We start from the raw sequence: 26,268 nt of genomic DNA, 5'->3' as shown, positions 1-26,268 counted from the left end.
CAGTAGGTATTCATGGATATATCGCTCAAAAACAGGCTTTCATTCAAGCAGGCGCGCCTGGCGGTGTTGATCGGCTTCGCGCTGGGAACCTTGCTGAGCTTTGCGCAGATTGCGCTTGATTATGCCAGCGAAGACGCCTCCATCAATCGCGAAATCAAATCCCTGCTGGAAATCACCCGCAACCCTGCGTCGCGCATTGCCTATAACATCGATGCCGAGCTGGCTCAGGAACTGACCCTCGGGCTGCTGCACTCCCCTGCCGTGATCAGTGCACGACTGACCGACAACAACGACACGGTGCTCGCCAGCGTAGAACGCCCGATGGCCTCCGGACGCTATCGAATGCTCAGTGACTGGCTGTTCGGCGAAAGCCGCCAGTTTCAGGAAAAGCTGCACCTTGATCATCTGCCGGACGAAACCATCGGCACACTCTACCTGACCGTCGACACCTTCGCTTTCGGCAGCCATTTCCTGCAACGCGCAGAAATCACCCTGCTCAATGGCTTTGTGCGCAGCCTGGCGCTGGCGGGGATTCTGACCATTCTGTTCTACGCAACGCTCACCAAACCGCTGGTCAGGGTGATCCGCGAGTTGAGCAGCCGCGACCCGCGCAGCCCCGATCAGGCCAGGATCAATTGCCCGCCGCACCATGAGCAGGATGAAATCGGCGTGTTGGTCGCCACATTCAATCGGCAGATCGAAACCATGAGCGGCGAGTTTTCCCGGCGCCGGGCGGCCGAGGACCGCCTGACCGACCACCTCAATCAACTGGAAAACATCGTCTCGGCACGCACCAATGAACTCAAGGCCAGTAATATGCGCCTGCGCCAGTCCAACGAGGAATTGCAGATCGCGCGCAGTACTGCGCTGGACATGGCGCACGCCCGCTCGGCGTTTCTGGCGCACATGAGTCATGAAATCCGCACCCCGCTCAACGGCCTGCTGGGCATGCTCGCCCTGTCGCTGGACAGCCCGCTCGGTGCCGAGCAACGCCAGCAACTGATGATCGCCCACGATTCGGGCAAAGTGCTGGTGGAACTGCTCAACGATATTCTCGACATGTCCAAGTTCGACGCCGGGCATCTGGAAATCGAACGCATCCCGTTCGACCTCGGCGCACTGATCGAGGACACCGCCAATCTGCTGTCGCAGAACGCAGCGCCCAGTGTGGAGCTGACCTGCCTGATCGCGCCGGACTTCCCGGCCATGGTCACCGGCGACCCGACCCGCGTCCGGCAGATTGTCAGCAACCTGCTGTCCAATGCGCTCAAATTCACCCGTTTCGGGCGCGTAGACGTACGCCTTACGCATCACCTGGACGCCACCAGCGGCGAAAACCGGGTGCGCATCGAGGTCCGCGACACAGGTATTGGCATCGCGCAGGACGCTCAGGCGAAAATCTTTCAGCCTTTCACCCAGGCGGAAGCCGCCATCACCCGCCAGTACGGCGGCACCGGACTGGGGCTGGCGTTGACCAACAACCTGTGCGAGGCCATGAACGGCCAGTTGAGCATTCAGTCGCAATCCGGCTTTGGCAGCCAGTTCTGCGCCGAGCTGCCACTGCCGATCAACCTGCCTGCGGTCGCTCAGACCCCGCTCAAAGGCCGGGTCACGGTGATCAGCTCGGCAGGCAGCGGCCTGGTGGAGCTGCTCGGCACCCTGCTCCCGTTCTGGGGCGTTGACGTCAAGCGACGCAGCATCGACGACCGTCCGGACGACATGGAGCTCGACAGCGGTCCGGACCTGGTGATTACCGACTGCCCCGAGTGCCTGTTCGCGATCCGTCCGACCACACCGGTACCGATTCTGCTGGTCACCGCCTACGGCAACTTCATGCCCGCCGAGCAGGTGGCCGCTCTGGCGCCGCTGCAGCAGCAGGCCCGGCCACTGGCGCGTAATGCGCTCTATCACACACTGAGGCGGGTTCTGAGCCAGGAAGAACCCGGCTCACGCGACCCGATGGCACTTGAACAGACCACGCAACGCCCGGCGCGCGTGCTGCTGGTGGAGGACAATCCGGTCAATCAACTGGTGGCCAAGGGCATTCTCGGCAAACTGGGCTGCGAAGTGGTGATCAGCAGCCATGGCGGCGAGGCGCTGGAGCAACTGGAACACGACCACTTCGACCTGGTATTGATGGACTGCAACATGCCGGTCATGGACGGTTACGAAGCCAGCCGGCAGATCCGCAGCAGCGGTCGCTGGCCGAACCTGCCGATCGTCGCCCTGACGGCCAATGCCATGCCCGACGAGCGCGAGCGCTGCAAGGCAGCGGGCATGAATGATTATCTGGCCAAGCCGTTCAGACGCGCCGAACTGGTCAGCATTCTCGATCAGTGGATACCGATCACCGAGGAGAGTTAAGCGGGCCTAGCGCAGCAAGGCTTCGATTTCGCCGGTCATTTCTTCCGGTTTGGTCAACGGCGCAAAACGCTTGACCAGCGTGCCATCGTTGCCAATCAGGAACTTGGTGAAATTCCACTTGATGCGTTCCGTCCCCAACACCCCCGGAGCCTGCTGCTTGAGTTGCACAAACAGCGGGTGGGCCTGATCGCCATTGACATCGATCTTCTTGAACAGCGGGAAGGTAACGCCGTAATTCAGCTCGCAAAACCCGGAGATCGCACTTTCATCTCCCGGCTCCTGCTTGCCGAACTGGTTGCAGGGGAAGCCAAGCACCACCAGCCCCTTGTCCTTGTAGTCCTGCCAGAGTTTTTCCAGCCCTTTGTATTGAGGCGTGAAGCCGCATTTGCTTGCCGTATTGACCACCAGCACCGCTTTGCCCGCAAAATCGGCCAGGGTTTTCTGTTCGCCCTTGAGGGTGGTGACGGGGATGCTCAGCAGGTTTTCGCTCATGGACATAGGCCTCGGGACGGTGACGGTGTCAGGACAATTGACGTTAGCGTGCAATTGAACAGCACGCACGCCAATTCCCGGGATTGATGCCGATGAACAAACCCGTTCGCGTTATTCGCGAGGCTCAAGCGTCAGGCACACCGAGTTGATGCAGTAACGCAGCCCGGTCGGCGCCGGACCATCGGGGAACACATGCCCCAGGTGCGCATCGCATTTGGCACAGACCACTTCGGTACGAATCATGCCGTGGCTGACATCGCGCACTTCGACCACCGCACTGCCTTCCAGCGGTGCATAGAAGCTCGGCCAGCCGCAGCCGGAGTCAAACTTGGTGGTGGAATCGAACAGCGGCTCGTTGCAGCAGATGCAGTGGTAGACGCCTGCTGTCTTGGTCTCGTTGTACTTGCCGGAGAAAGGTCGTTCGGTGCCTTTCAGGCGGCAAACGTTGTACTGCTCCGGGTCGAGCATCTGCTTCCACTCTTCAAGCGTTTTCTGCAACTTGTCCACAGGTACACCTCCGAATCGGAAAAAGCCCGATCTGTATCTTTTCCACAGATCAGGTGGCACGTATGATTGCGCCAGGTCAGACGTCAGTCTGGCACCCGCGTTTGCCGCACACAAACCCATTTTCATGGAGTCCGTGCCGCGGCCCTCGCTGCAAGCCGGCAACCGCTTCATTTTCGGGATCATCACCATGCAGTTCAGCAAATCGAACAAGCTCGCAAACGTCTGCTACGACATTCGCGGGCCAGTGCTCAAGCACGCCAAACGCCTGGAGGAGGAAGGTCATCGCATCCTCAAGCTGAACATCGGCAACCCGGCACCGTTTGGTTTCGAGGCGCCGGACGAAATCCTCCAGGACGTGATCCGCAACTTGCCGACTGCGCAGGGATACAGCGACTCCAAGGGCCTGTTCAGCGCCCGCAAGGCGGTCATGCAGTATTACCAGCAGAAGCAGGTCGAAGGCGTCGGCATCGAAGACATCTACCTGGGCAACGGCGTGTCCGAGCTGATTGTGATGTCGATGCAGGCGTTGCTCAACAATGGCGACGAAGTGCTGGTTCCGGCCCCCGACTACCCACTGTGGACCGCTGCCGTCGCCTTGTCCGGTGGCAGCCCGGTGCATTACCTGTGCGACGAGCAGGCCAACTGGTGGCCGGATCTGGAAGACATCAAGGCCAAGATCACCCCCAACACCAAGGCCATGGTCATCATCAACCCGAACAACCCGACCGGTGCGGTGTACTCGCGCGAAGTGCTGCTGGGCATGCTGGAGCTGGCTCGCCAGCATAATCTGGTGGTGTTCTCCGACGAAATCTACGACAAGATCCTGTATGACGACGCTGTGCACATCTGCACCGCCTCGCTGGCGCCTGACCTGCTGTGCCTGACCTTCAACGGCCTGTCCAAGTCGTACCGGGTCGCAGGCTTCCGCTCCGGCTGGATCGCCATTTCCGGGCCCAAGCACAACGCGCAGAGCTATATCGAAGGCATCGACATTCTGGCCAACATGCGTCTGTGCGCCAACGTGCCGAGCCAGCATGCGATTCAGACTGCACTGGGCGGTTATCAGAGCATCAACGACCTGATCCTGCCGCCAGGCCGCCTGCTGGAGCAGCGCAACCGTACCTGGGAGCTGCTCAATGACATTCCCGGCGTCAGTTGCGTCAAGCCGATGGGTGCGTTGTATGCCTTTCCACGCATTGACCCGAAAGTCTGCCCGATCCTCAACGACGAGAAGTTCGTTCTGGACCTGTTGCTCTCGGAGAAACTGCTGGTGGTTCAGGGCACAGCGTTCAACTGGCCCTACCCTGACCACTTCCGCGTGGTCACATTGCCACGCGTTGACGAGCTGGAGCAGGCCATTGGCCGGATCGGTAACTTCCTCAAAAGTTATCGTCAGTAACCAGGCTCTACCTGATAGCTCTACGCCTGCCCCGACCCGTTCGGGGCAGTTTATTTCAGCCCCGCTTCACCCTCCCGCGCTGACGGAGCAAATGCCCTCAGGTGCCGGACGCCTTGGCTCAGGTCCCGTTCAGCTTGTCGGGAATACCATCGATGACGTCAGCACGACACAGTTTGAAATAGTCCCTGTGTTGAATAGCAGCGGTCACCACCTTATATACCCGGCATCGAGTTACATATTTACCTGAGGAGAACGTTTCGACCATGATGCGCATTTTGCTGTTTTTGGCCACTAACCTTGCGGTCGTGCTGATTGCCAGCATCACCCTGAGCCTCTTTGGCTTCAATGGGTTCATGGCGGCCAACGGGGTTGATCTGAACCTCAATCAGCTGCTGGTTTTCTGCGCTGTGTTCGGTTTCGCGGGCTCGCTGATTTCGCTGTTCATCTCCAAGTGGATGGCGAAAATGAGCACCGGCACTCAGATCATCACCCAGCCGCGTACTCGTCATGAGCAATGGCTGCTGCAGACCGTTGAACAACTGTCCCGTGACGCGGGCATCAAGATGCCGGAAGTCGGTATCTTCCCGGCCTATGAGGCCAATGCGTTTGCCACGGGCTGGAACAAGAACGATGCCCTGGTTGCGGTCAGCCAGGGCTTGCTGGAGCGCTTTTCGCCGGACGAGGTGAAAGCCGTACTGGCGCACGAGATCGGCCACGTTGCCAACGGTGACATGGTCACGCTGGCGCTGGTGCAGGGCGTGGTGAACACTTTTGTGATGTTCTTTGCCCGCATCATCGGCAATTTTGTCGACAAGGTGATCTTCAAGAGCGAGAACGGTCAGGGGATCGCCTACTACATCACGACCATTTTTGCCGAGCTGGTACTGGGCTTCCTGGCAAGCGCCATCGTCATGTGGTTTTCGCGCAAGCGTGAATTCCGCGCCGACGACGCCGGTGCCCGCCTGGCGGGCACCGATGCGATGATTGGCGCCCTGCAACGCCTGCGTTCCGAACAGGGCGTACCGGTGAACATGCCTGACAGCCTGACGGCGTTCGGTATCAGCTCCGGTCTCAAGAAGGGGCTTGCGGGCCTGTTCATGAGTCACCCGCCACTGGAACAACGCATCGAAGCGCTGCGCCGTCGCGGTTGAGGGTATCAGCAGGCGCAAGGCTAGGCCTTGCGCCTGCGCTCTGCGCCTAGCAGCTAGCAGCTAGCAGCGAGAAGTGCTCTCCCGGACACCTCTCGTTCCTCTCGTTCCGCGCTCATCGTTATATACAAGCCTTGGACAGCCCGGATTACGTGCCTTTCAGGCTTCTGCCCGCAAGGGCGTAGTAGCGAACCGGGCGACGCTTCGCTTGTTCGCGAAGACATTGTTTCAGACGACGCGTTTTCGGCGATCATACCGGCCCTTTCGCGAACAAGTTCGCTCCTACGGCCTCCGGCCAGAATCAAAAGCGGACTTGTGTATAACGCTGAGCGCTGTGCGTGGGCAAAAGAGCGGACAGCAGACTTGCGCAAGCCAGCACCCTTTCAAACCATCTGAAAACCCGATCAAAAACCTTCAGAACTTATATTAGATTTAGATCATGAGAATGACCGACTATGGGTCATTCCCATATTCTGGAGCTTTTGAATGTTCCCCAGCCTCTTCATTTCCCACGGCTCCCCCATGCTGGCACTGGAGCCTGGCGAAAGTGGTCCTGCGTTAACCCAATTGGCTGCCAGCCTGCCCAGGCCTCGCGCAATCGTGATGGTCTCGGCGCATTGGGAAAGCCACGAGCTTATCGTCAACGGCAATCCTCAGCCGGAAACCTGGCATGACTTCGGCGGATTCCCGCCTGAGCTATTCGCTGTGCAATACCCTGCTCCAGGCTTGCCGGAACTGACCCGGACGGTAGTCGAACTGCTCGCTGCCAGCGACCTGCCTGCACGTATCGACAGCAGACGCCCTTTTGACCACGGCGTCTGGGTGCCGCTGTCGTTGATGTACCCGCAGGCCGATATCCCGGTGGTGCAGATTTCCCTGCCCAGCCACCAAGGGCCGCAACTGCAAACGCGGGTTGGCCGAGCGCTGGCTGGCTTGCGTGCGCAAGGCGTGTTGATTATCGGCTCCGGCAGCATCACCCATAACCTGCGCGACCTGGACTGGAACGCCGGACCGGAAAGCGCCGAGCCCTGGGCCGCCGGGTTTCGCGACTGGATGATCGACAAGCTGCAACACGACGATGAAGCCGCCCTGCACCACTACCGCAGCCTGGCCCCGCATGCCATGCGTGCACATCCGAGTGACGAGCATCTGCTACCGCTGTATTTCGCGCGCGGCGCAGGTGGCGCTTTCAGCATTGCCTATCAGGGATTCACCATGGGCGCACTGGGGATGGACATCTATCGATTCGGTTAAAGCGATAGCGACAATGTCCTGAATCCAGAACAAAAAAATCCCCGAACCAGTCGGGGATTTTTTATTGGCCGATCAGCTCAGGAGCAGATCAGTCTTCGCGATAGCGACGCAGCTTGAGCTGCTTGCCAGCAACGCGGGTGTCCTTGAGCTTGGTCAGCAGACGCTCAAGACCATCTTCCGGCAGCTCCACCAGGCTGAAGCTGTCACGAACCTGGATACGGCCGATCGCTTCGCGGGCCAGGCCGCCTTCGTTGAGGATGGCACCCAGCAGGTTCTTGGCAGCGATACCGTCACGCGCACCCAGCGCGGTACGGCAACGAGCACGGCCTTCGGCCAATGGAACCGGCGCACGACGCTCACGCTCAGGACGATCACCACGGTCGCTGCTACCGCTGCGCTCTGGACGATCACCGCGAGGGGCGTTGTTCGGAACCAGTGGACGCTCGCGCTCGATGGCTGCCAGGGTCAGAGCCTGACCGTTGGTAGCCTTGCGCAGCAGTGCAGCAGCAAGGGCACGAGGGCTGCAACCGATGTCGGCAGTCAGACGATCCAGCAGATCACCATGAGTCGATTCGGCATCAGCGACCAGCGGCGACAGGCTGTTGGTCAGTTTCTTGATGCGCGCATCCAGAACGGCCTGGGCATCCGGCAGGCGGACTTCCGCAACCTTCTGACCGGTGACACGTTCGATCACTTGCAGCATGCGGCGCTCGCGAGGAGTGACCAGCAGCAGTGCACGACCTTCGCGACCTGCACGGCCGGTACGGCCGATACGGTGAACGTAGGATTCCGGATCGTAAGGCATGTCCACGTTGAACACGTGGGTGATACGCGGAACGTCGAGACCACGGGCAGCAACGTCGGTCGCCACAACGATGTCCAGACGGCCATCCTTGAGGGATTCGATAACGCGCTCGCGCTGGTTCTGGGCGATGTCGCCGTTCAGTGCAGCAGCCTTGTAGCCTTTGGCTTCAAGGGCGCTTGCCAGATCAAGGGTCGCCTGCTTGGTGCGGACGAACATGATCAGGGCGTCGAAGTCTTCAACTTCCAGCAGGCTCAATACAGCCGAGGTCTTCTGGTCAGCGTGAACCAGCAGGTGAGCCTGCTCGATCGCGGTAACGGTCTGGGTCTTGGTCTGGATCTTGACGTGCTTCGGATCACGCAGATGGCGCTCGGCGATGGCACGGATCGACTGCGGCAAGGTAGCCGAGAACAATACGGTCTGCTTGGTTTCCGGCATGGCCTTGAAGATGACTTCGAGGTCGTCCATGAAGCCCAGTTTGAGCATTTCGTCCGCTTCGTCGAGAACCAGATGGTTCACGGTCGCCAGGACTTTCTCGTCACGACGCAGGTGGTCGCAGAGACGACCCGGAGTGGCGACAACGATCTGTGCGCCATTGCGGATGGCCTTGAGCTGAGGGCCCATAGGCGCGCCGCCGTAGACCGCTACAACGGTCACGCCCGGCATTTGTTTAGCGTAGGTCTCGAACGCGGTGGCAACCTGAAGTGCCAGTTCGCGGGTCGGGGCCAGGATCAGTGCTTGCGGCTCGCGCTTGCTCGGGTCGATCCGATGCAGGATAGGCAGTGCGAACGCGGCGGTTTTACCGGTACCGGTTTGCGCCTGGCCGATCATGTCGTGGCCGGCCATGATGATCGGGATCGACTGCTGCTGAATGGCCGAAGGCTCTTCGTAGCCAGTGGCGATAACGGCTGCGAGGATATTTGGATGAAGTTCAAAAGCGGCGAAGCCGCCGAATTCCTGGGTCATGGGTCTGCCTCTAGTGCATCCGCAAAGACCCATGCTCCAAAGCTGCGCGTGCCGTGTACGACCCTAAAGTCACCCTGGCTGCTTTGTCGGCGGGGATTTGCGAAAACGTTTGATGAATGGATCGCCTAGGATAGTCCGCAGAGCGAACAAGCAGCCGAAGCTGGCTTCGGGAAATTGCAATACCTTGACGAGGGTCCTGTTAAAGACCGGCGCGCACTATACCGGAATTACGCGTGAAAGTGAGTCTTTTTTTTACGAGACATTGCCCTCAGCCTAAGCAATAACAGGCCTTCAAACCGTCGCCTGGCTAAAGGCGCAAGGCGCAGCCCCGCGTTTGCGGGCCTTGTCGCTTAAACGTTTCATCTGATCTGACAGATAACCGGTATTGCGGCCTGCACAGTGTGGCGAATTGTCTCACCCAAAATCCGGAAGACGCTTGCCACAATCTGTTCACTCAAGTGGCAGACCGGACGGCCTTGATCAACGTATCGAGCGAATAACCCAAATGGGGGGCAAGCGCCTCGGCACGCTGACTCAACGCCTCGACATCCAGCGTCTGATCCAGATCGGCAGGCACGATCAGAATGACGTTGCCCTCCTTCACCGGCAGCTCCCAGTAATGGCGGTGATACAGGCCACGCAACAGTGCCGCGCCCAGCGGCTTGCCGTCGTCGGTTGCCCACTGATTGATGATCAGCCAGCCGCCGGGATTGAGGCGCTGCTGGCAGCTCTGCAGAAAATTCCAGGCCAGATGCCCGACCCCGGGCCCGACATCGGTATACAGGTCGACGAAGATCAGGTCGGCCGTCTCGGCGCTGTCCAGCAGATCAAGCGCATCGCCGATGCGGATATACAGACGCGGATCGTCGTCGAGCCCCATGAACTCCATGGCCAGACGCGGGACGTCCGGGCGCAGCTCAATGACTTCCACGTCTTCCAGCGGCAGAAACTTCATGCACGCCTGCGTCAGCGTTCCGGCACCCAGCCCCAGAAACAGCGCGCTTTCCGGGGCGTCATGGCACAACGCGCCAATCAGCATGGCGCGGGTGTAGTCGTATTCCAGCCAGCTCGGGTCAGCCACAAACGTACAACTCTGCTCGATGGCATCGCCAAACTCGAGGAAGCGGTAATCTTCCACTTCCAGCACGCGGATCATGCCGAAGGCGTCATGCACCTCAGCCAGTATTCGCTCTACGCGCTCACGCTCTTCCGTCATTACCGTTCCTGGTCTGGTTGCGCCGGGCGCAAAACGCGAATTGTCCGGCAAGCGCGCGGCTTTGTCACATCTTGCGGCCGCAACACTATCCCGATGCCATGCGCCGCACTGCCAGGCCCACGACGAACTGCTAACATACCGATCCGATTGCACAACCCTAGAGCCAATAATGAGCCAACCCTGGAGCCCCGACAGCTGGCGGGCAATGCCGATTCAGCAGCAACCTCAATACCCTGACGCCGCGCACCTGCTCAAGGTCGAACAGACGCTTGCCAGCTACCCGCCGCTGGTGTTCGCTGGCGAAGCCCGCGAGTTGCGCCGTCAGTTTGCCGAGGTTACCGAGGGTCGCGCCTTTCTGCTGCAAGGCGGCGACTGCGCCGAAAGCTTCATGGAGTTTTCGGCAGCGAAGATCCGCGACACCTTCAAGGTGCTGTTGCAGATGGCAATCGTGATGACCTTTGCTGCCGGTTGCCCGGTGGTCAAGGTCGGACGCATGGCCGGGCAATTCGCCAAGCCGCGCTCGGCAAATGACGAAACCATCGACGGCGTGACGCTTCCGGCGTATCGCGGTGACATCGTCAACGGTATCGGTTTCGACGAGAAAAGCCGTGTGCCAGACCCTGAGCGTCTGATCCAGGCCTACAACCAGTCCACCGCGACCCTGAACCTGCTGCGCGCCTTTGCTCAGGGCGGGTTCGCCGACCTGCATCAAGTGCACAAGTGGAATCTGGACTTTATCGCCAACTCGGCGCTGGCCGAAAAATACAGCCAGCTGGCCGGGCGCATCGACGAAACACTGGCGTTCATGCGCGCCTGCGGCATGGACAGCTCGCCACAGTTGCGCGAGACCAGTTTCTTCACCGCCCATGAAGCGCTACTGCTCAACTATGAAGAAGCCTTTGTGCGGCGCGACAGCCTGACCAACGATTATTACGACTGCTCGGCACACATGCTGTGGATCGGCGACCGCACCCGCCAACTGGACGGCGCGCACGTTGAGTTCCTGCGTGGGGTGAACAACCCGATTGGCGTGAAAGTTGGCCCAAGCATGAACACCGACGATCTGATCCGGCTGATCGATATTCTCAACCCGGATAACGATCCGGGGCGCCTGAACCTGATTGCGCGCATGGGCGCCAACAAGGTCGCCGACCATCTGCCGCAGTTGATCCGCGCCGTAGAGCGCGAAGGCCGCAAGGTGCTGTGGAGTTCCGACCCGATGCATGGCAATACCATCAAGGCCAGCAGCGGTTACAAGACCCGTGACTTTGCGCAGATCCTTGGCGAAGTGAAGCAGTTCTTTCAGGTGCATCAGGCTGAAGGCACCTACGCCGGTGGCATCCATATCGAAATGACCGGCCAGAACGTCACCGAATGCATCGGCGGCGCCCGTCCGATCACCGAAGACGGCCTGGGTGATCGCTACCACACCCATTGCGACCCACGCATGAATGCCGATCAGTCTCTGGAACTGGCGTTTCTGATCGCCGAGACCCTGAAACAGGTCAGGCGCTAAGCAACGCACCGAGGTCAAATGCCCGCTCAACGCTTGAGCGGGTCGTCCCAGAACGGACGCTCGATCTCCTGCTGGATATCGGCCCGACTCAAACCCAGATCCTTCAGCGTTCCATCACTCATCTGCGCGAGATATTGGCGTTGGCGATGCAGTTCCAGCCAGCGCCGCACGTGATGCTTCAAAGCCGTCAACGCCTTGCCAAACGGCGAATGCCCGGCGGCTCTTACGGCGAGTACACACTCTTCTTGACCTTTCATCATCTAGCCCTCCATGTGGGATGACTAAAGTCTCGCGCCAGGCGTAAGATCAATCCAACGAATGTTTCTTATGCAGTCCATCTGGGAGATTGATGTATTGGCCCATTATCCGAGCATTGATACCGAGCTGTTGCGCACCTTTGTAGCGATCGCCGATCACGGCGGTTTTACCCGCGCAGGCGAAGCCGTCAATCGTACGCAGTCGGCGGTCAGCATGCAGATGAAGCGGCTGGAAGAGGACGTCGTGCAGCGCCAGTTGTTCCAGCGTGACGGCCGCACCCTGAACCTGACGGCCGAAGGTCAAGTGTTGCTCGGTTACGCGCGGCGCATCCTCAAGCTGCACAGCGAGGTGTTCAATACCCTGCGCGAGCCGCACATGGTTGGCGTGGTGAAAATCGGTTCTCCCGACGATTACGTGATGCGCTTTCTGCCCGGCATTCTGTCGCAGTTTGCGCAGGCCTATCCGCTGGTTCAGGTGGAGGTACATTGCGAGCCTTCGGACCTGCTGCTGCAACGTCACGATCTGGATCTGACCATCGTGACCCGCAAGCCTGGCACCGAGATAGGTACGCTGCTGCGTCAGGAGCGTCTGGTCTGGATCGAAGCCATCGGCTTCGCTCCCCACGAGCAGAAACCCATCCCGCTGGCGATGTTCAACACGCACTGCTTCTGTCGCGACTGGGCCTGCAATGCGCTGGACAGCGTAGAGCGCGAATATCGCATCGCCTATAGCAGCTCCAGCATGGCAGCGATCACTGCGGTGGTCAGCGCCGGGCTCGCAGTGACCGCGCAACTGCAAAGCCTGGTGACACCTGACCTGCGCATTCTTGGCGAGGCAGAGCAACTGCCACAACTGCCGACCGCCAGCATCGTGCTGCTGCGCAATCCGAAAACGCCCTCGCCTATCACCGAATGCATGGCTGAGTACATCATCGACGGGTTCAGACTTTAAGCGCGAGAATCACTGCACACAGCACCAGAAACACGCAGAACATCAGGCGCAGCGTTCGCTCCGGCAGCGAATGCGCCAGCTTGACGCCCCAACTGATGCTGGCCAGACCGCCGACCGCCAACGGGATGCCCATCGACCAGTTGACATGATCGTGCAGCGCGTAGGTCACCAGCGTGATCCCGGTGCTCGGTGCTGCCAAGGACAGCGCCAGCCCTTGCGCCACAACCTGCGTCGCGCCAAACACGCTGGTCAGGATCGGCGTCGCCACCACCCCGCCGCCCACACCAAACAGGCCGCCGGTCACGCCGGAACCGACGCCCAGCAGCCACAGCCACTTTTCATGACGCAGCCCGGTGCTGGCCTGTTTTTTACGCCAGTACATCTGCGCAACGTTAAACACCGTCAGGACCACCAGAAAGCCGATAAAGCCCAGGCGCATGCCTTGAGGGTCAACCCGCACCGCCAGCAGTGACGTGAGCCAGGCAAGAAAGAAACTCGGGATGATCAGCATCAGCGCGTTGCGCAGCAAAATCCGGTTACGCTGGTTGTAGCGCCACAAGGCGAGCAACACATTCGGCAAGACCATCAACAACGCAGTGCCTTGGGCCAACTGCTGATCCAGGCCGAACAGCACACCCAGTGCCGGAATCGCCACCAGCCCGCCGCCAATCCCGAACAACCCGCCGAGGGTGCCCATTGCCGCGCCGAGCAACACAAACATCACAATTTCAATCACACTGCGTCCCCAACCATCCAATGGCCAAATGCTACGCAGTCCTGCCCGCGATCAACACCCGGTAATGCCTGTTTTTTCCTAGCCCGTACATGATGCCATTGCTGCCAGCCTGCACGCGCGCAAATTATACGGCGCGTTAAACAGCGCAACACTGAGTTAAACTCATTTCACCGAGTACGAGGATCTGACATGAGTGCAGACAAGAGCCCGCCCCACCTTGAGTCCGCCGATTGCGACTCGCTGCTGCTGGATAACCAATTGTGTTTCGCCCTCTATTCCACGTCGCTGATGATGACCAAGGTCTACAAGCCCTTGTTACAGGCGCTTGGCCTGACCTATCCGCAGTATCTGGCGATGATGGTGTTATGGGAAAAAGACGGGCTTACCGTGGGCGATGTCAGCGCCCGCCTGCTGACCGATCCGGGCTCGCTGACACCTTTGCTCAAGCGCCTGGAAGGCGAAGGCTTCATCAGCCGCACCCGTAGCAAAGAAGACGAGCGCGTGGTCTTGCTGCATCTGACCGAACAAGGCCGGGCATTACAGCACAGGGCGCTGAGCGTTCCCGGCTGCATTCTCTCGAGCAGCGGCCTGAGCATGGACAAACTCCACGCGCTGCAAGCCCAGTTGCTGGCCTTGCGCGACCAGCTGCAGCAAAGCCTCTGACAGCAGGTCCGCAGGCGACCTGGTGTCGCCTGCAATGAGGCAATCTCCAGCAAGCCAGCGATCGTTACCTTTCAATACGCCCTGACAGGGCCGCTGTAACCGCTCCATTCCGCTCCGCACCAAGACCCTATCGATGTTTTCAAAATTTAGCTTGCGCGCAAACTATTGAACGGCTATCTTTTCTTCGAGATTAGTTAGCGCGCAAGTATATTGCGTAAAAATCACCGTCAAAATGAGGTTTCACCATGGACACGCTTTACACCGCAGTTGCAACCGCCACCGGCGGCCGTGATGGCCGTGCTGTTTCCGACGACAAGATTCTCGACGTCAAGCTGGCGACCCCGAAAGAACTGGGCGGTGCCGGCGGCGCAGCGACTAACCCTGAACAATTGTTCGCGGCGGGTTACTCGGCCTGCTTCATCGGCGCGCTTAAATTCGTCGCCGGTCAAAGCAAACGCAGCATTCCTGCCGACGCCTCAATCACTGCTCACGTGGGTATCGGCCAGATCCCCGGCGGTTTCGGTCTGGACATCGACCTGCACGTCAGCCTGCCCGGCCTTGAACAAGCCGACGCCCAACAACTGGTCGACGCAGCGCATGTAGTCTGCCCTTACTCCAACGCCACTCGCGGCAATGTTGATGTGCGCCTGCATGTGACTGTCTGATCCCGCTTGAAGCCAGAATGCGGCTGATCAGCACGAATTTCAGGCGTAAAAAAACCCGCAGCGATGCGGGTTTTTTGCGTAACGGGGTTACAACACCCTGCTTACTTCGCACGGCCTTTGTAGGAACCGCCTTCACGGGTATCGATCTCGATCATGTCGCCGATTTCGATAAAGTCAGCAACGCTCAGCTCGGTGCCGTTTTTCAGTTTGGCAGGCTTCATGACCTTGCCCGACGTGTCGCCACGAGCGGAACCTTCGGTGTAGTCAACCTGACGCACGATAGTGGTCGGCAGCTCTACCGAAACCAGACGGTCTTCGAAGAACACGGCTTCGCAGACGTCGGTCATGCCTTCTTCGACGAATGGCAGAACGCTTTCGATGTCTTCGGCGTTCAGCTCGTACATGGTGTAGTCAGTGGTGTCCATGAACGTGTAGGTGTCACCGCTGATGAAAGACAGGGTGGCTTCCTTGCGATCGAGGATCACGTCGTCCAGCTTGTCGTCAGCGCTGTAAACGATCTCGGTCTTGTAACCGGTCAGCAGGTTTTTCAGCTTGGTCTTCATGATCGCGCTGTTACGACCGGATTTGGTGAACTCAGCTTTCTGAACCAGCCAAGGATCGTTTTCGAGACGGATCACAGTACCGGGTTTCAGCTCTTTACCAGTTTTCATTGCATATATCCGAATTTGGATGAATTAACCAAAGGCTCTGTACGAGAAATAGCCTGCGCAGGCACTTTTCGTACAGAGCCTTATATCAAGGCCGCGTATCATAGCGAATTTCCATAAAACTGTACCAGCGCCGTGGCAAGATCAGTCTGCAAGGCCTGTTGCAGACACCAGCGCTCGGCGTGTTTTTCTATGTCAGGCCAGTGATTCAGCACCGCCTGCCAGTCGTTGCCCAGATCACCGCCCGTATTCCAGCTCTGCCAGAACCGGTTCAAAGCCTGTCCGGCGGTTGGCGAAAGACCATCCAGATAAAGCTGCAGAAATGCATCGAGCTTCGGCAGGTGGGCATCGTCTTCCTGCTGATAGATGTGCCAGAGCATCGGTCGACCCGCCCACTGTGCGCGAACGAACGAGTCTTCGCCGCGCACGACGTTGAAATCGCAGCTCCACAGCAACGGGTCGTAATGCTCCTGGCGGATGAACGGTAGAACCTGAACCGTCAGCGCGTTTCGCACGTATATCGCTCCGGCTTTCAGCACCTCTTCAACGCCAAGCCAGCGCTGCAAATCTTCAAGAATGCGCCCTTCCGGCACCAGCAAATGAGTCGGACGACTGTCGCTGGCCAGCGACTCCAGCCAACTGCCCAGCTTCGGGTTTTCGTAGGCAAATACCGAGATCAAACGTGCGTCGGCCAAGGGCTCGACACCCAGCCCCTGCAAAAAAACGCGCCGGGCGGCGCTGTCCTGCTGAAATACCTGCCGTCGCCCGATCAAATCCTTTTCGCGTAGAAGGCCTCCGGTGGTCCCCGGAAAGCCGGGAAAGAAGAAGAATTTCTTCAGGCCGTTGGATTGCGGCGATGGCAAACCGTGGCAGCCAGACACCCAGTCTTCGGCACTGAGGTAATCAAGGTTGAGCCACAAGGGTCTGGGCGAGCGTTGCGGCATCGACTCGACATAAAGCGCCGGGAGGCGGCAGGCAAACGCTTCGATGACGACATCCGGAACATCGCTACTCACCCATTGCGCAGGCCAGTGACAGACGGTAACGCCGGCATGCACCTGCTGCGCAGCCTGCGGATCGGCGCCCGGGTACAGCCGGACAAAGGCTGACAAATCGTCTATCCACAAGCGCACATTCAGATCGTGTTCGGCGACCAGCTGCCGTGCCAGACGCCAGGTCACGCCCACATCACCGTAGTTGTCGACTACGCTGCAAAAAATGTCCCAAGAGGCTTTCATCCTGCTCCCTGAGTCTGGATGGCAAAACGCTGATTGTCGTTCAGAACCACCGCTCACCACCAGCCTCGCGCCCGGAAAACGTGCGGCACAGTTTTCATGCCATGCCATCAGCCATGGCACAATCACATCTGCTGTCCCTGCCAGGAGCTCAACCATGTCATCCGTCACCCGCCGTCGCGACCTCTATGTGTCACTGAAGCTGATTGTCTGCATTGCATTGGGTATCTGGCTGGGTGCCATGGCGGTGTTCCTGACCGGCCTGCTGTATTACAAGAATTTGCCTGCTGCTCAAGCCAGGGTGCTGGAAAATGCAGCTGTCCAGCTCAGCACCCCGCCGGCACAAAAAACGGGTGATGCGGCCGAGCCCGAGACTGAAATGTTCCGCAAGTACGAGCAAAGCCTGCGTGAAAGCGAGGCCCGACAGGCTCGTGAACAGGTGCAGGAGCAACAGCAGCGCACGTTCAGCCGCTCCAAATGCGATTTCTGGCTACAGCAGGACCGCACCGCGCCAAGTGAGAAGAGCCGTGCCAGCATTAATCAGTTCTGCGGATAATTCATGAACAAGCAAGATGTGCTGCAATTGATCATCGACAAGCTGAAAATCGATCTGGACATCGCGCAGCGGGCCGCGCAGACCGCTTACGAAACAGCCACCCACGAAGAAAACATCGCCGAGAACAAATACGACACGCTGGGGCTGGAGGCTTCTTATCTGGCTGCCGGACAGGCGCGTCGGGTGGAGGAAATACGCCAGTCACTTGCGCTCTATCAGAACTGGACACTCAAGCCGTTTGATGAATCGCAGGGTATTCAGACCGGTGATCTTGTCGTGGTAGAAGCTGAAAACGGGCAGACGCAATCTCTGTTCCTCGGCCCTGATGCTGCCGGACTGAAAGTGTTCGCCGCCGACCGATTGATCACCGTCATTACCGCGCGCGCGCCCCTGGGGCAGAGTCTGCTGGGCAAACTCGAGGATGATGCGGTGCAGATTGTCATCAATGGCAGCGGACAATCCTATGAGATCACCCAAACCTTGTGACACAGCCCGCAATTACAGGGTTGATCGCGCCAAGTTTTTATGGGTAAGGTGAGCCGTCGCTACAACCACTGCAACAGGGGCTACATCAAAGCAAGCAAGGACTTAAACCCAAGGAGATTTTTCATGACGAACGTCATCGCATTCCCTGACGCCCATGAACGTGATCGCCTGAAGTCCAGTCAAGATCCGGCGTTGAGGTACCTGAACAAAAAAGAGCGACAACTGATCGACCAGTTGCGGTCGACCAGCCATGCAGGACGGCAGTACGTTTACGATTATGCGAGCATCATGCACTTGTCCAGGCCCTTATATCCTGAGCCAGTGGACTGAAGGCGTACCGTAGAACCTGACCGTGAGCTGCACCGATGCGTCGGCGCAGCTCGCATAAGTCGGCAGATCAGCGGACCAGCGAAAAGATCAGTGCCGAGATCGCCACCAGACCCGCAGCAACCACAAAGTAGTTGGACCACGCGCCTGCGTACTTGCGCATGGCGGGCACTTTATGGATCGCGTACATCGGCATCAGGAACAGCAACACCGAAATCACCGGCCCGCCCATTTTCTCGATCATGCCCAGAATGTTTGGGTCGAGCGTCGCTACCACCCAGCACACCACCAGCATGAGCGCCGCCGTCATACGGTCCAGGGCTTTCGCAGCCGGACGACGTCCGGACTTCAGCACCAGCCCTTTCAAGCCCTCGCTGGCGCCGATGTAATGGCCGAGGAATGACTTGGAAATGGCCACGAACGCAATCAGCGGCGCGACGAAGGCGATGGTCGGGTTGTTGAAGTGGTTGGCCAGGTAGGACAGGATCGAGATGTTCTGCGCCTTGGCTTCAGCCAGCTGGGCGGGCGACAGGGTCAGCACGCAGCTGAACACGAAGAACAGCACCATCACCACCATCAAGACATGGGCGCGGGCCAGAATCTGCGAACTGCGCACTTCGGCATTCTCGCCGTACTGGCGCTTCTGATCCACCGCGAAGGCCGAGATGATCGGCGCATGGTTGAAAGAGAACACCATCACCGGAATGGCCAGCCACAGGGTCGACAAAAACGCCGAGGGCTCAGGCAGCGTAGTGGCGGTGCTCAGAATACCGCCGGTCCAGTGCGGAATCAGGAACACGGCCAGAAACAGCAGCGCGACGATAAACGGATACACCATCACGCTCATGGCCTTGACGATGAATCGCTCGCCACAGCGAACCAGCGCCAGCAGGCCCATGATCAGCACGAAGGCCAGCGCGGCACGTGGCGGCGGCGTGATGTGCAACTGGTGTTCGAGAAAGCTGCCCACGGTATTGGTCAGGGCCACGCTGTAGATCAGCAAGATCGGAAAAATCGCGAAAAAATACAGCAAGGTAATCATCGCTCCGGCGCTCTTGCCGAAATGCTGTTCGACCACTTCAGTGATATCGGCACCTTCACGGCCAGACAGCACGAAACGGGTCAGGCCCCGGTGCGCGTAGAACGTCATGGGAAACGCCAGCAGCGCCAGAGCCATCAACGGCCAGAAACCACCGATGCCCGCATTGATGGGCAAAAACAGAGTACCCGCGCCAATGGCGGTGCCGAACAATCCGAGCATCCAGGTGGTGTCATTACGATTCCAAGAGGCGATGCTCTCGGGAGCTACGTCCAGACGTTCTAGGACGCCATTAGCCTGATCATTCATCCGGTCGACTCTCCGTGGCCGGTTTATCAAAAAGAGAAGCGCGTCAAAAATGCCGGCAGCTCGGCGCTTCCCTCGAAAACAGCGGGCGGAATTGTCCGGGATTGGCGACAGAAGTCAAAGGTTTGTAGGACAAGACTTGTCAGGCACTGATGCCCTTCTGCTGCGCAAGCCCTCTGGAACAAGGGCTGGCGGTCGATCAACCTGCTGTCGCCAGCAGGGCGTTTTTTAGCCGTGGCAGCTAATCAAGGCGTCATCAACGGCCTCACATTCAGGCACAGTTACGCGTTAGGCATAAAAAGGGAGGAGCGATACCATCGCCGCCGCGCGCACGTCAGGCCTGCCAGCTTTCAGTTGCGCAAATGATCGCGCACTTAATCGAAAGCCCCTCCAGGAGCCGAAATACATGCTGAGTATCAATGCCGGGCCCTTTGCCATCGCCGTGACCCACTTGCTGTTACTGACTGCCCTCGTATTGGCAACACTGGTGGAAGCCCGTTGCATGCGGCATGACAAAGCAAAAAAGACAGCAATATTCGGGCTGTTCATTTTTGGCCTCATCACGGCACGTGTCGCCTTTGTGATTGCCTACTTCGCTCAATACCGCGACTCACCATGGCAAACGCTGGACATTCGTGATGGCGGCTTTCTGGTCTGGCCGGGGCTCGTCGGCGCCGTGCTGGGCGGTTTGATCATCGGTTGGCGGCGCCCCAGGCAACGTCGCGCACTGGCATTCGGGCTGGGCACCGGGCTGCTGGTCTGGATGCTGGGCGGTCTGATCCTGGACCGCTATCAGCAAGGCGCGTCATTGCCCGAAACAACCCTGCGTAACATGAATGGCGAGCCGGTCAACATCGCTGATCACCAAGGCAAGCCCATAGTCATAAACCTCTGGGCGACATGGTGCCCTCCCTGCCGCAGGGAAATGCCGGTACTGCGAGATATGCAGCTTGAGCGGCCGGACATTGTGTTTCTGTTCGTCAATCAGGCCGAAAGTGCCGACACGGTCAGCCGCTACCTATCGGCGCAGGGCCTGGCGCTACGCAACAGCCTGCTCGACACGGACGGCGAGTTTGCCCGGCAGGTCGGCTCTGTCGCGCTGCCCACTACGCTGTTCTATTCACCTCAAGGGCGCTTGACGGGCAGCCACCTCGGCGAGATGTCCAGAGCCAGTCTGACCCACTATCTGGACACTCAAAGCGGACTTGGTTCGCAGGATTCGGTACCGAGTAGCAATCAGGAGTGAAAGCCTGCTGCATCGATTCATCTATCCCTGTATAAATGCGTTGACACTTTGGTCATCTCTGGAGACTCAGCGCATGCGTTACGCGCTCGATCATAAGGCCCAAACCCATCAACGCATCGTAAAGGAAGCGTCCATGCGCTTTCGTCGCGACGGCATTGGTGCTACCGGCTTGCAACCTTTGATGAAAGCACTCGGCTTGACCCATGGTGGCTTCTACGCGCATTTCAAATCCAAGGATGATCTGGTCGAACAGGCATTGAGTCACGCCCTCGACGAGGTAAAAGGAATCACCAGCGAAGTTTTCGCCAGACCGGACTCGCTCAGTGAATTCATTGATCTCTATCTCTCTCTAGCCAGTCGCGACGCCCCCGATGGCGGATGCCCCCTGCCCAGCATGTGCCTGGAATTGGGACAGCGCGACCAACCCAGCGAGGTCACCGATGAAATCATCCTTCATTTGCTCGAACTGTTTGATAAAACGCTTTCCGGGACAGGTTCCGAATCCAGAAGCCTGCCTATATTGTCCACACTGGTAGGCGGCCTGGTACTGTCGCGCAGTGCTTTCGACGAGGAACTGTCAGAGCGTATCCTGAATACCACCAGGGACTTTCTCAAACAGGAGATCAGAAAAACTGCTAACTGACGGAGTGGACAGCGGAAGAGTGCTCAGCATAACGTCCTGTTCTATTGCAGAAAAAGAAAGGCCGATTCTTGATCGGCCTTTCTTTTTTCAGGGGTGGTAACAGTTATTCAATAGCCAGCTTGTCACGATTTTGTTCCAGAATAGCCTTGCCTATCCCTTTTACTTCAATCAACTCGTCCACCGACATAAACTTTCCGTTACTTTCTCTGTAAGCAACAATGGCATCGGCTTTGTTCTTGCCAACACCCGCCAGTTCTTTCTGAAGCATCTGAGCATCCGCCATGTTGATGTTGACTTTACCATCACCCATCTCATGCATTGAGGCCATGGACGACGGCTGGGCCATGGAGGTGCTGGCAGGGGTCATGGACGAGGACTCGGCCGCCGGTGCCGCGTTGACCGCAACCGAAGCACTGGTGAGCAAGGAAAATATCAGCGCGCTGAATAAGGTGGTTCGCATAGTTAAAGCTCCATAGCAGTTAAAGGCAGCATGCAAGATGCTGTGGCCGAAACTTAGACTAATGCTTACCGGTAGAGAAGACGCGGTGCGTTGCGACGTATGTCCGTATCAATCAACTTGTTTCTGCACTGGCCGAACGCTCGGATTCTTCAATAAGAATCGCTTTCACCGCTGCGTTCCTGATACATCCAGTCAACAATTTCGCCTTCCGGCGTATAACCATTTACCGTTTCGCGCAACAACTGTCGGACACTGTTGTAATCATCCTGTTCAACGGCATCCAGCAGCCGGGTGAGTCGAACTTTCAATACATCCCAGGGCAGAAAGTCTTCACTCGCGCTCATGATCATAGGGTGTTCAGTGGCCACCACATTGTCGCCAATCAACAACTCTTCATAGAGCTTCTCGCCGGGGCGCAGACCGGTGAATTCGATGGAGATATCGCCCTGTGGATTTTTTTCCGAACGAATCGCCAGGCCTGAAAGGTGAATCATCTTTTCAGCCAGCTCGACAATCTTGACCGGCTCGCCCATGTCCAGCACGAACACATCCCCACCATGCCCCATCGAGCCAGCCTGAATGACCAACTGAGCGGCTTCGGGAATGGTCATGAAGTAACGGGTGATCTTCGGATGAGTCACCGTCAGCGGCCCGCCAGACTGGATCTGCCTGTGGAACAGCGGGATGACTGACCCCGATGAACCCAGCACGTTGCCGAAGCGGACCATGGTAAAGCGGGTCTTGTTGACCTGATAGACGTTGGCCTTGTCACCAAAGATGACCGGAGCCGTTTCACGACTCAGCGCCTGCAATATGAGTTCGGCCAGACGCTTGGTGCTGCCCATCACATTGGTGGGCCTGACAGCCTTGTCGGTGGAGATCAGAACGAAATTGGAAACACCGGCCTGCAACGCCGCCTGAGCGGTATTCAGGGTGCCTACCACGTTATTGATGACACCTTCGGCGATATTGTGCTCAACCATCGGTACGTGCTTGTAGGCCGCCGCATGGTAGACCGTGTCGACCTTCCAGGTTTTCATGATCGACAGCAGCTTGGGATGATTGCGCACCGAACCGAGGATGGGCAGCAACTTGACCGACAGCGACTCCCGCGCAGAACGTTGTTCAAGTTCTGACAGAATGCTGTACAGGTTGAATTCGCTATGATCCAGCAGCAGCAACTGCGTGGGTTGCAACAACAGAATCTGACGGCACAATTCGGAACCGATCGAACCACCGGCACCGGTCACCAGTACAGTCTTGCCCTTGATGCAATGCTCGAGCAGATTCTCACGCGCAGGAACGGAGTCACGCCCCAGCAGGTCGGCGATATCGACCTCTTGCAGGTCATCGACCTTGACCCGCCCGGCAGCCAGATCCATGAAGCCGGGAACGCTTCGCACCTTGATCGGGAAGCCTTCCAGAAAGCCCAGTATTTCGCGCCGCCGGCCTCGCGAGGAAGAAGGAATCGCCAGCAGGATTTCCTGAGCCCCTGTGGTATCGATCATTCGCTGGATATTGCGCGGTTTATAGACCTGTAGACCGGAAATTACCCGGTTGGAGATGGACTCATCGTCATCGATGAACGCCACCGGATGCATCAGCCGCCCCATACGCAATGCCGCAACCAACTGGTTGCCCGCAGCCCCGGCGCCGTAGATCGCAACCTTCTGCAAACCATTGTCGCTTTTGGCGAAGGGCACATGCTGGGCAGCGGCGAACCAGTCACCGAGAAAGTACTGCCTCATCGCCAGGCGCAGGCCGCCAATCATCACCATGCTCAACCACCAGTAGTTGAAGATGACCGAGCGTGGGACCAGTTGCTGATGGTTGCTGTAGACGTAGACCATGCACCCCAGAATCAACGAGGACATGGTCACGGCCTTGATGATTGCGATCAGGGCATCGTTGCCGAAGTAGCGCATGACTGCGCGGTACATGCCGAAGCGGATGAACAACGGAATGGCGGCGAGCGGCGCACTGATGAAAAGCCACGTGTGCTTTTCCAGCGGATTGATCAGTTCATCGATACCCAGTCGCACGACAAACGCCATCCAGAGGGCGAGCCAGACAAGAACCACATCAGTAGCCACCTGAAGAATGCGCTTCTTGCGACGGGGTAGAGCCAGCAATCTGGCTCGCAACCTGCTCATCAATTGTTTAATGCTCCGCTATGCACCGACTGAAACATCACTTGAAACCGGTGACTGTGAAACCGCCACGTTCCTGAGACAACCAGAAAATCGCTTCGTTACATCCTTTCTGCCCCGCCAGCCCTGAACCTCAGTGCCAGCAAAACAAGGGGTATATAGGCAATTGCCGTCCATGTCAGCCCGTCTCCTCCCTTCAACGCTACCCACATCGCCACGGGCAGCAACCAGACCAGATTGATCAGGCCGACAGCCAGCGTGACCGGCAAATGCCTGCCATAACGCCGTGAAGCAAACTGATAGGCGTGGCTTCGATGGGCCTCATAAACCTTTTCGCCACGCAGCAGACGACGAAAAAGCGTCACAGTAGCATCAACGATGAAAACGCCCAGCAGAATCAACCAGGACCAGAATAACTGAGATGAGGCCCAGGATGCCTGAATCGAAAGCACACCCAGCACCAGTCCGAGAAATCCGCTACCGGCATCCCCCATGAATATTTGCGCTGGCGGGAAATTCCAGTAAAGAAAACCGGCAACTGCCGCAGCCAGAAGCAGAGGGCTCCACGCCAGTCCGGCGAAGCCTGCCATGACGTAGATCAGGCTCATGCCTGCGCATACGGTGACAGCCTCGACACTGGCGATTCCGTCGATACCGTCCATGAAGTTGTAAAGATTCAGCATCCATACCAGGTAGAACGCCGCGAGAACCTGGCCGATCAGGCCAGGCGCAAAGGTCCATCCCATGACAGTCAGAGGTGCCAGCCCGCCTATCCAGGCCAGTGCCCATCCGGCAGCCACGAAATGCCCCAGCAAACGCCAGCGTGCAGCGATGTGACCATGATCGTCCATGAAACCGATCAGCGCGACCAGGCCCGCTGACCCGAAGATGGCGACCAGCGCCGCTATCGACAACAGACCCGCCCAGGCCAGCACCGACAGTGCGAGTAAAAAGGCAACGACAATCGAGACCCCGCCACCGCGTGGTGTGGGGACGGAATGCGAACTGCGCGCATTGGGTGTGTCGATCAGACTTCTGGCCAAGGCATATTTGCGCAATAACGACGTTAAAATCAGAGACAGCAGCGCAATAGCGATTACTGACAGCCACTCAATCATGCTTATCATGGTCCGGCTTTTCATACCCCAAAAAATATCGAGCAGTGTCCCGCATGGCGTCCTCGATACTCACCGGCGGACGCCAGTCCAGCATCGTACAGGTTTTACTGATATCGACCTGCAAAGAGCTGCACAAGCGCTGCGAAAACGCTCTTTTGCCTAATAGCGCCGCTGCGCCATTCAGCATTGCCGCAGGCACGGGCAATAATCTGGCAGGCTTGCCAAGTGCATGACCCATCGTTCGCAACAACCGTGTCGTTGAAACATCGTCCCCGTCGCTGACCAGAAATGTCTGATTCGCCGCCGCAGGATGATAGATGCAGACCAGGATCAGATCAGCGAGGTTGTCTACTGCCACCAGACTTCGACGATTGTGGATCGCACCAAGCGGTAGCGGTATGCCGCGGTCAAGCCAGCGCATCATGTTCATGAAGTTGGCTTTCACACCCGGCCCGTAAACCAGAACGGGACGAATGATCACCACTTGCATACCGGTGCGGGCAGCCAGCTCACGCAGCCCTTCCTCGGCTTTCTGCTTGGAGATGCCATAGGCATCCAGAGGCCTGCAGGGATCATCGGCCCTGAAAGGCGCACCCGGCAACGTGAATTCGCCATTGGCCTTGATGGAGCTCAGAAATATGAAACGCCTTACTCCTGCTGCTGCAGCCTGTTCAGCAAGGTTCAGCGTCGCGGTGACATTGGCACGAAAGTATTCCTGATCCGGCTCCGCAGACTGCTCGTTCAGTACATGAACACGGGCCGCACAATGAATAACCACATCGGCGCCCGTTACAAAACTTTCCCATCGGTTATCAGGTGCAAGTGACTCCACGTTGACAACATCGACGCGGTCTGCAGAAAGATCATGTACGCCCCTGACAGCGACCCGAACAGAATGGCGGGTCTTGTCGAGCAACCGACGAACTACCGCGCCACCCACAAAACCCGTTGCACCTGTTATCGCAACCAATGCAACTTCATCATTCATTCAGGAGCGCCTTCAAATGGCCAAATATTACTTATAGGACATTTTTTGACAACTAAAATATTTTCTATTCATTGGATAACTTCCTCGAACACACAGGCTTTCCTGGCTT

Annotated in this window: 26 protein-coding genes; 13 read left to right on the top strand and 13 right to left on the bottom strand. The window is 58.1% G+C overall.

What is annotated here, in order from left to right:
* Window positions 1-12: 12 nt before the first annotated feature.
* On the top strand, window positions 13-2,364 hold the full coding sequence (locus I9H07_RS06760; RefSeq protein ID WP_024672613.1) for a hybrid sensor histidine kinase/response regulator: 2,352 nt from the start codon (window positions 13-15) through the stop codon (window positions 2,362-2,364).
* Between the two features lie 6 nt (window positions 2,365-2,370).
* Here the strand turns inward: I9H07_RS06760 and I9H07_RS06755 are convergent, their stop codons facing one another.
* Complete coding sequence (locus I9H07_RS06755; protein ID WP_058823955.1) at window positions 2,371-2,856, bottom strand: glutathione peroxidase; 486 nt, start codon at window positions 2,854-2,856, stop codon at window positions 2,371-2,373.
* A gap of 111 nt (window positions 2,857-2,967) precedes the next feature.
* On the bottom strand, window positions 2,968-3,363 hold the full coding sequence (msrB, locus tag I9H07_RS06750; RefSeq protein ID WP_024672615.1) for a peptide-methionine (R)-S-oxide reductase MsrB: 396 nt from the start codon (window positions 3,361-3,363) through the stop codon (window positions 2,968-2,970).
* A gap of 187 nt (window positions 3,364-3,550) precedes the next feature.
* Here msrB and I9H07_RS06745 point away from each other — a divergent pair, with 187 nt between their 5' ends.
* The 3 genes from I9H07_RS06745 to I9H07_RS06735 all read left to right on the top strand — a co-directional run bounded on the left by I9H07_RS06745 (window position 3,551) and on the right by I9H07_RS06735 (window position 7,164).
* Window positions 3,551-4,762: a pyridoxal phosphate-dependent aminotransferase gene (locus I9H07_RS06745; protein ID WP_058392456.1), complete on the top strand. Its 1,212-nt coding sequence runs from the start codon at window positions 3,551-3,553 to the stop codon at window positions 4,760-4,762.
* 263 nt (window positions 4,763-5,025) lie between these two features.
* Entirely contained in the window at window positions 5,026-5,913 is an 888-nt protein-coding gene (gene htpX / locus I9H07_RS06740; RefSeq protein WP_236425995.1) for a protease HtpX, read from the top strand.
* Window positions 5,914-6,396: 483 nt separating this feature from the next.
* Window positions 6,397-7,164 (top strand): DODA-type extradiol aromatic ring-opening family dioxygenase, encoded by a 768-nt coding sequence (locus tag I9H07_RS06735; protein ID WP_024675868.1) that lies wholly within the window; start codon window positions 6,397-6,399, stop codon window positions 7,162-7,164.
* Between the two features lie 88 nt (window positions 7,165-7,252).
* Here I9H07_RS06735 and I9H07_RS06730 read toward each other — a convergent pair whose 3' ends face one another.
* Together I9H07_RS06730 and I9H07_RS06725 are read right to left on the bottom strand one after the other, a co-directional pair.
* The gene (locus I9H07_RS06730; protein WP_200866820.1) at window positions 7,253-8,965 is read right to left on the bottom strand and encodes a DEAD/DEAH box helicase; all 1,713 of its coding nucleotides are present in this window, start codon (window positions 8,963-8,965) and stop codon (window positions 7,253-7,255) included.
* Window positions 8,966-9,386: 421 nt separating this feature from the next.
* Complete coding sequence (locus I9H07_RS06725; RefSeq protein WP_236423361.1) at window positions 9,387-10,148, bottom strand: spermidine synthase; 762 nt, start codon at window positions 10,146-10,148, stop codon at window positions 9,387-9,389.
* Window positions 10,149-10,317: 169 nt separating this feature from the next.
* Between I9H07_RS06725 and I9H07_RS06720 the strand changes: the two genes are divergently transcribed.
* Entirely contained in the window at window positions 10,318-11,664 is a 1,347-nt protein-coding gene (locus tag I9H07_RS06720) for a class II 3-deoxy-7-phosphoheptulonate synthase (protein WP_024675865.1), read from the top strand.
* Between the two features lie 26 nt (window positions 11,665-11,690).
* Here the strand turns inward: I9H07_RS06720 and I9H07_RS06715 are convergent, their stop codons facing one another.
* On the bottom strand, window positions 11,691-11,924 hold the full coding sequence (locus I9H07_RS06715) for a DUF1127 domain-containing protein (protein ID WP_236423362.1): 234 nt from the start codon (window positions 11,922-11,924) through the stop codon (window positions 11,691-11,693).
* Window positions 11,925-11,991: 67 nt separating this feature from the next.
* Between I9H07_RS06715 and I9H07_RS06710 the strand changes: the two genes are divergently transcribed.
* Window positions 11,992-12,873, top strand: coding sequence for a LysR substrate-binding domain-containing protein (locus I9H07_RS06710; protein ID WP_032606661.1), 882 nt, complete (start codon window positions 11,992-11,994; stop codon window positions 12,871-12,873).
* Here the strand turns inward: I9H07_RS06710 and I9H07_RS06705 are convergent.
* The gene (locus tag I9H07_RS06705) at window positions 12,863-13,609 is read right to left on the bottom strand and encodes a sulfite exporter TauE/SafE family protein (protein WP_024675862.1); all 747 of its coding nucleotides are present in this window, start codon (window positions 13,607-13,609) and stop codon (window positions 12,863-12,865) included. The genes I9H07_RS06710 and I9H07_RS06705 overlap by 11 nt on opposite strands.
* A 189-nt stretch (window positions 13,610-13,798) precedes the next feature.
* Between I9H07_RS06705 and I9H07_RS06700 the strand changes: the two genes are divergently transcribed.
* Together I9H07_RS06700 and I9H07_RS06695 are read left to right on the top strand one after the other, a co-directional pair.
* Window positions 13,799-14,272, top strand: a complete 474-nt coding sequence (locus tag I9H07_RS06700) for a MarR family winged helix-turn-helix transcriptional regulator (protein ID WP_058823958.1) — start codon at window positions 13,799-13,801, stop codon at window positions 14,270-14,272.
* Between the two features lie 245 nt (window positions 14,273-14,517).
* Window positions 14,518-14,937, top strand: coding sequence for an organic hydroperoxide resistance protein (locus I9H07_RS06695; RefSeq protein ID WP_024675860.1), 420 nt, complete (start codon window positions 14,518-14,520; stop codon window positions 14,935-14,937).
* A gap of 101 nt (window positions 14,938-15,038) precedes the next feature.
* Here the strand turns inward: I9H07_RS06695 and I9H07_RS06690 are convergent, their stop codons facing one another.
* Window positions 15,039-15,608 carry an elongation factor P gene (locus I9H07_RS06690; protein WP_002554550.1) on the bottom strand — a complete coding sequence of 190 codons (570 nt, stop codon included), beginning with the start codon at window positions 15,606-15,608 and terminating at the stop codon, window positions 15,039-15,041.
* Between the two features lie 98 nt (window positions 15,609-15,706).
* Complete coding sequence (gene earP / locus I9H07_RS06685; RefSeq protein ID WP_058823959.1) at window positions 15,707-16,843, bottom strand: elongation factor P maturation arginine rhamnosyltransferase EarP; 1,137 nt, start codon at window positions 16,841-16,843, stop codon at window positions 15,707-15,709.
* A 154-nt stretch (window positions 16,844-16,997) separates the two neighbouring features.
* Here earP and I9H07_RS06680 point away from each other — a divergent pair, with 154 nt between their 5' ends.
* The 3 genes from I9H07_RS06680 (at window position 16,998) to I9H07_RS06670 (ending at window position 18,212) form a co-directional block, all read left to right on the top strand.
* Window positions 16,998-17,396 carry a hypothetical protein gene (locus tag I9H07_RS06680; protein ID WP_024675858.1) on the top strand — a complete coding sequence of 133 codons (399 nt, stop codon included), beginning with the start codon at window positions 16,998-17,000 and terminating at the stop codon, window positions 17,394-17,396.
* Between the two features lie 3 nt (window positions 17,397-17,399).
* Window positions 17,400-17,882 (top strand): GreA/GreB family elongation factor, encoded by a 483-nt coding sequence (locus tag I9H07_RS06675; protein WP_024675857.1) that lies wholly within the window; start codon window positions 17,400-17,402, stop codon window positions 17,880-17,882.
* Between the two features lie 123 nt (window positions 17,883-18,005).
* Complete coding sequence (locus I9H07_RS06670) at window positions 18,006-18,212, top strand: hypothetical protein (protein WP_002554553.1); 207 nt, start codon at window positions 18,006-18,008, stop codon at window positions 18,210-18,212.
* A 67-nt stretch (window positions 18,213-18,279) separates the two neighbouring features.
* Here the strand turns inward: I9H07_RS06670 and I9H07_RS06665 are convergent, their stop codons facing one another.
* Window positions 18,280-19,557: an aromatic amino acid transport family protein gene (locus I9H07_RS06665; protein WP_058823961.1), complete on the bottom strand. Its 1,278-nt coding sequence runs from the start codon at window positions 19,555-19,557 to the stop codon at window positions 18,280-18,282.
* 403 nt (window positions 19,558-19,960) lie between these two features.
* Between I9H07_RS06665 and I9H07_RS06660 the strand changes: the two genes are divergently transcribed.
* Together I9H07_RS06660 and I9H07_RS06655 are read left to right on the top strand one after the other, a co-directional pair.
* Window positions 19,961-20,800, top strand: a complete 840-nt coding sequence (locus I9H07_RS06660) for a TlpA disulfide reductase family protein (protein ID WP_024675855.1) — start codon at window positions 19,961-19,963, stop codon at window positions 20,798-20,800.
* A 73-nt stretch (window positions 20,801-20,873) separates the two neighbouring features.
* On the top strand, window positions 20,874-21,443 hold the full coding sequence (locus I9H07_RS06655; RefSeq protein ID WP_024675854.1) for a TetR/AcrR family transcriptional regulator: 570 nt from the start codon (window positions 20,874-20,876) through the stop codon (window positions 21,441-21,443).
* A 103-nt stretch (window positions 21,444-21,546) separates the two neighbouring features.
* On the opposite strand, the gene I9H07_RS06650 is transcribed toward I9H07_RS06655, so the two are convergent.
* The 4 genes from I9H07_RS06650 to I9H07_RS06635 all read right to left on the bottom strand — a co-directional run bounded on the left by I9H07_RS06650 (window position 21,547) and on the right by I9H07_RS06635 (window position 26,159).
* The gene (locus I9H07_RS06650) at window positions 21,547-21,903 is read right to left on the bottom strand and encodes a ComEA family DNA-binding protein (protein WP_024675853.1); all 357 of its coding nucleotides are present in this window, start codon (window positions 21,901-21,903) and stop codon (window positions 21,547-21,549) included.
* Window positions 21,904-22,052: 149 nt separating this feature from the next.
* Window positions 22,053-24,056, bottom strand: coding sequence for a polysaccharide biosynthesis protein (locus I9H07_RS06645; protein WP_024675852.1), 2,004 nt, complete (start codon window positions 24,054-24,056; stop codon window positions 22,053-22,055).
* Window positions 24,057-24,154: 98 nt separating this feature from the next.
* Window positions 24,155-25,171 carry an MraY family glycosyltransferase gene (locus I9H07_RS06640; protein WP_236423364.1) on the bottom strand — a complete coding sequence of 339 codons (1,017 nt, stop codon included), beginning with the start codon at window positions 25,169-25,171 and terminating at the stop codon, window positions 24,155-24,157.
* Window positions 25,164-26,159, bottom strand: a complete 996-nt coding sequence (locus tag I9H07_RS06635) for a UDP-glucose 4-epimerase family protein (protein ID WP_236423365.1) — start codon at window positions 26,157-26,159, stop codon at window positions 25,164-25,166. Before I9H07_RS06635 ends, I9H07_RS06640 begins: the two co-directional genes overlap by 8 nt.
* Between the last annotated feature and the right edge of the window lie 109 nt (window positions 26,160-26,268).

The sequence above is a fragment of the Pseudomonas syringae genome (assembly GCF_023278085.1).
In the GTDB taxonomy this organism is placed as follows: domain Bacteria; phylum Pseudomonadota; class Gammaproteobacteria; order Pseudomonadales; family Pseudomonadaceae; genus Aquipseudomonas; species Aquipseudomonas syringae_Q.
The sequence above is the reverse complement of the archived record's forward strand: the minus strand, read 5'-3'. Positions and strand labels throughout refer to the sequence as shown.

Bases quoted from the DNA above. Each gene is read 5' to 3' on its own strand.
- I9H07_RS06760 (WP_024672613.1), top strand. From the start codon at position 13: ATGGATATATCGCTCAAAAACAGGCTTTCATTCAAGCAGGCGCGCCTG.
- I9H07_RS06675 (WP_024675857.1), top strand. From the start codon at position 17,400: ATGAACAAGCAAGATGTGCTGCAATTGATCATCGACAAGCTGAAAATC.
- I9H07_RS06720 (WP_024675865.1), top strand. From the start codon at position 10,318: ATGAGCCAACCCTGGAGCCCCGACAGCTGGCGGGCAATGCCGATTCAG.
- I9H07_RS06660 (WP_024675855.1), top strand. From the start codon at position 19,961: ATGCTGAGTATCAATGCCGGGCCCTTTGCCATCGCCGTGACCCACTTG.
- I9H07_RS06745 (WP_058392456.1), top strand. From the start codon at position 3,551: ATGCAGTTCAGCAAATCGAACAAGCTCGCAAACGTCTGCTACGACATT.
- I9H07_RS06735 (WP_024675868.1), top strand. From the start codon at position 6,397: ATGTTCCCCAGCCTCTTCATTTCCCACGGCTCCCCCATGCTGGCACTG.
- I9H07_RS06730 (WP_200866820.1), bottom strand. From the start codon at position 8,965: ATGGGTCTTTGCGGATGCACTAGAGGCAGACCCATGACCCAGGAATTC.
- I9H07_RS06715 (WP_236423362.1), bottom strand. From the start codon at position 11,924: ATGATGAAAGGTCAAGAAGAGTGTGTACTCGCCGTAAGAGCCGCCGGG.
- I9H07_RS06635 (WP_236423365.1), bottom strand. From the start codon at position 26,159: ATGAATGATGAAGTTGCATTGGTTGCGATAACAGGTGCAACGGGTTTT.
- I9H07_RS06755 (WP_058823955.1), bottom strand. From the start codon at position 2,856: ATGAGCGAAAACCTGCTGAGCATCCCCGTCACCACCCTCAAGGGCGAA.
- I9H07_RS06665 (WP_058823961.1), bottom strand. From the start codon at position 19,557: ATGAATGATCAGGCTAATGGCGTCCTAGAACGTCTGGACGTAGCTCCC.
- I9H07_RS06700 (WP_058823958.1), top strand. From the start codon at position 13,799: ATGAGTGCAGACAAGAGCCCGCCCCACCTTGAGTCCGCCGATTGCGAC.
- htpX (WP_236425995.1), top strand. From the start codon at position 5,026: ATGATGCGCATTTTGCTGTTTTTGGCCACTAACCTTGCGGTCGTGCTG.
- I9H07_RS06710 (WP_032606661.1), top strand. From the start codon at position 11,992: ATGCAGTCCATCTGGGAGATTGATGTATTGGCCCATTATCCGAGCATT.
- I9H07_RS06695 (WP_024675860.1), top strand. From the start codon at position 14,518: ATGGACACGCTTTACACCGCAGTTGCAACCGCCACCGGCGGCCGTGAT.
- I9H07_RS06645 (WP_024675852.1), bottom strand. From the start codon at position 24,056: ATGAGCAGGTTGCGAGCCAGATTGCTGGCTCTACCCCGTCGCAAGAAG.
- I9H07_RS06725 (WP_236423361.1), bottom strand. From the start codon at position 10,148: ATGACGGAAGAGCGTGAGCGCGTAGAGCGAATACTGGCTGAGGTGCAT.
- I9H07_RS06650 (WP_024675853.1), bottom strand. From the start codon at position 21,903: ATGCGAACCACCTTATTCAGCGCGCTGATATTTTCCTTGCTCACCAGT.
- I9H07_RS06670 (WP_002554553.1), top strand. From the start codon at position 18,006: ATGACGAACGTCATCGCATTCCCTGACGCCCATGAACGTGATCGCCTG.
- I9H07_RS06690 (WP_002554550.1), bottom strand. From the start codon at position 15,608: ATGAAAACTGGTAAAGAGCTGAAACCCGGTACTGTGATCCGTCTCGAA.
- I9H07_RS06640 (WP_236423364.1), bottom strand. From the start codon at position 25,171: ATGATTGAGTGGCTGTCAGTAATCGCTATTGCGCTGCTGTCTCTGATT.
- I9H07_RS06655 (WP_024675854.1), top strand. From the start codon at position 20,874: ATGCGTTACGCGCTCGATCATAAGGCCCAAACCCATCAACGCATCGTA.
- I9H07_RS06680 (WP_024675858.1), top strand. From the start codon at position 16,998: ATGTCATCCGTCACCCGCCGTCGCGACCTCTATGTGTCACTGAAGCTG.
- earP (WP_058823959.1), bottom strand. From the start codon at position 16,843: ATGAAAGCCTCTTGGGACATTTTTTGCAGCGTAGTCGACAACTACGGT.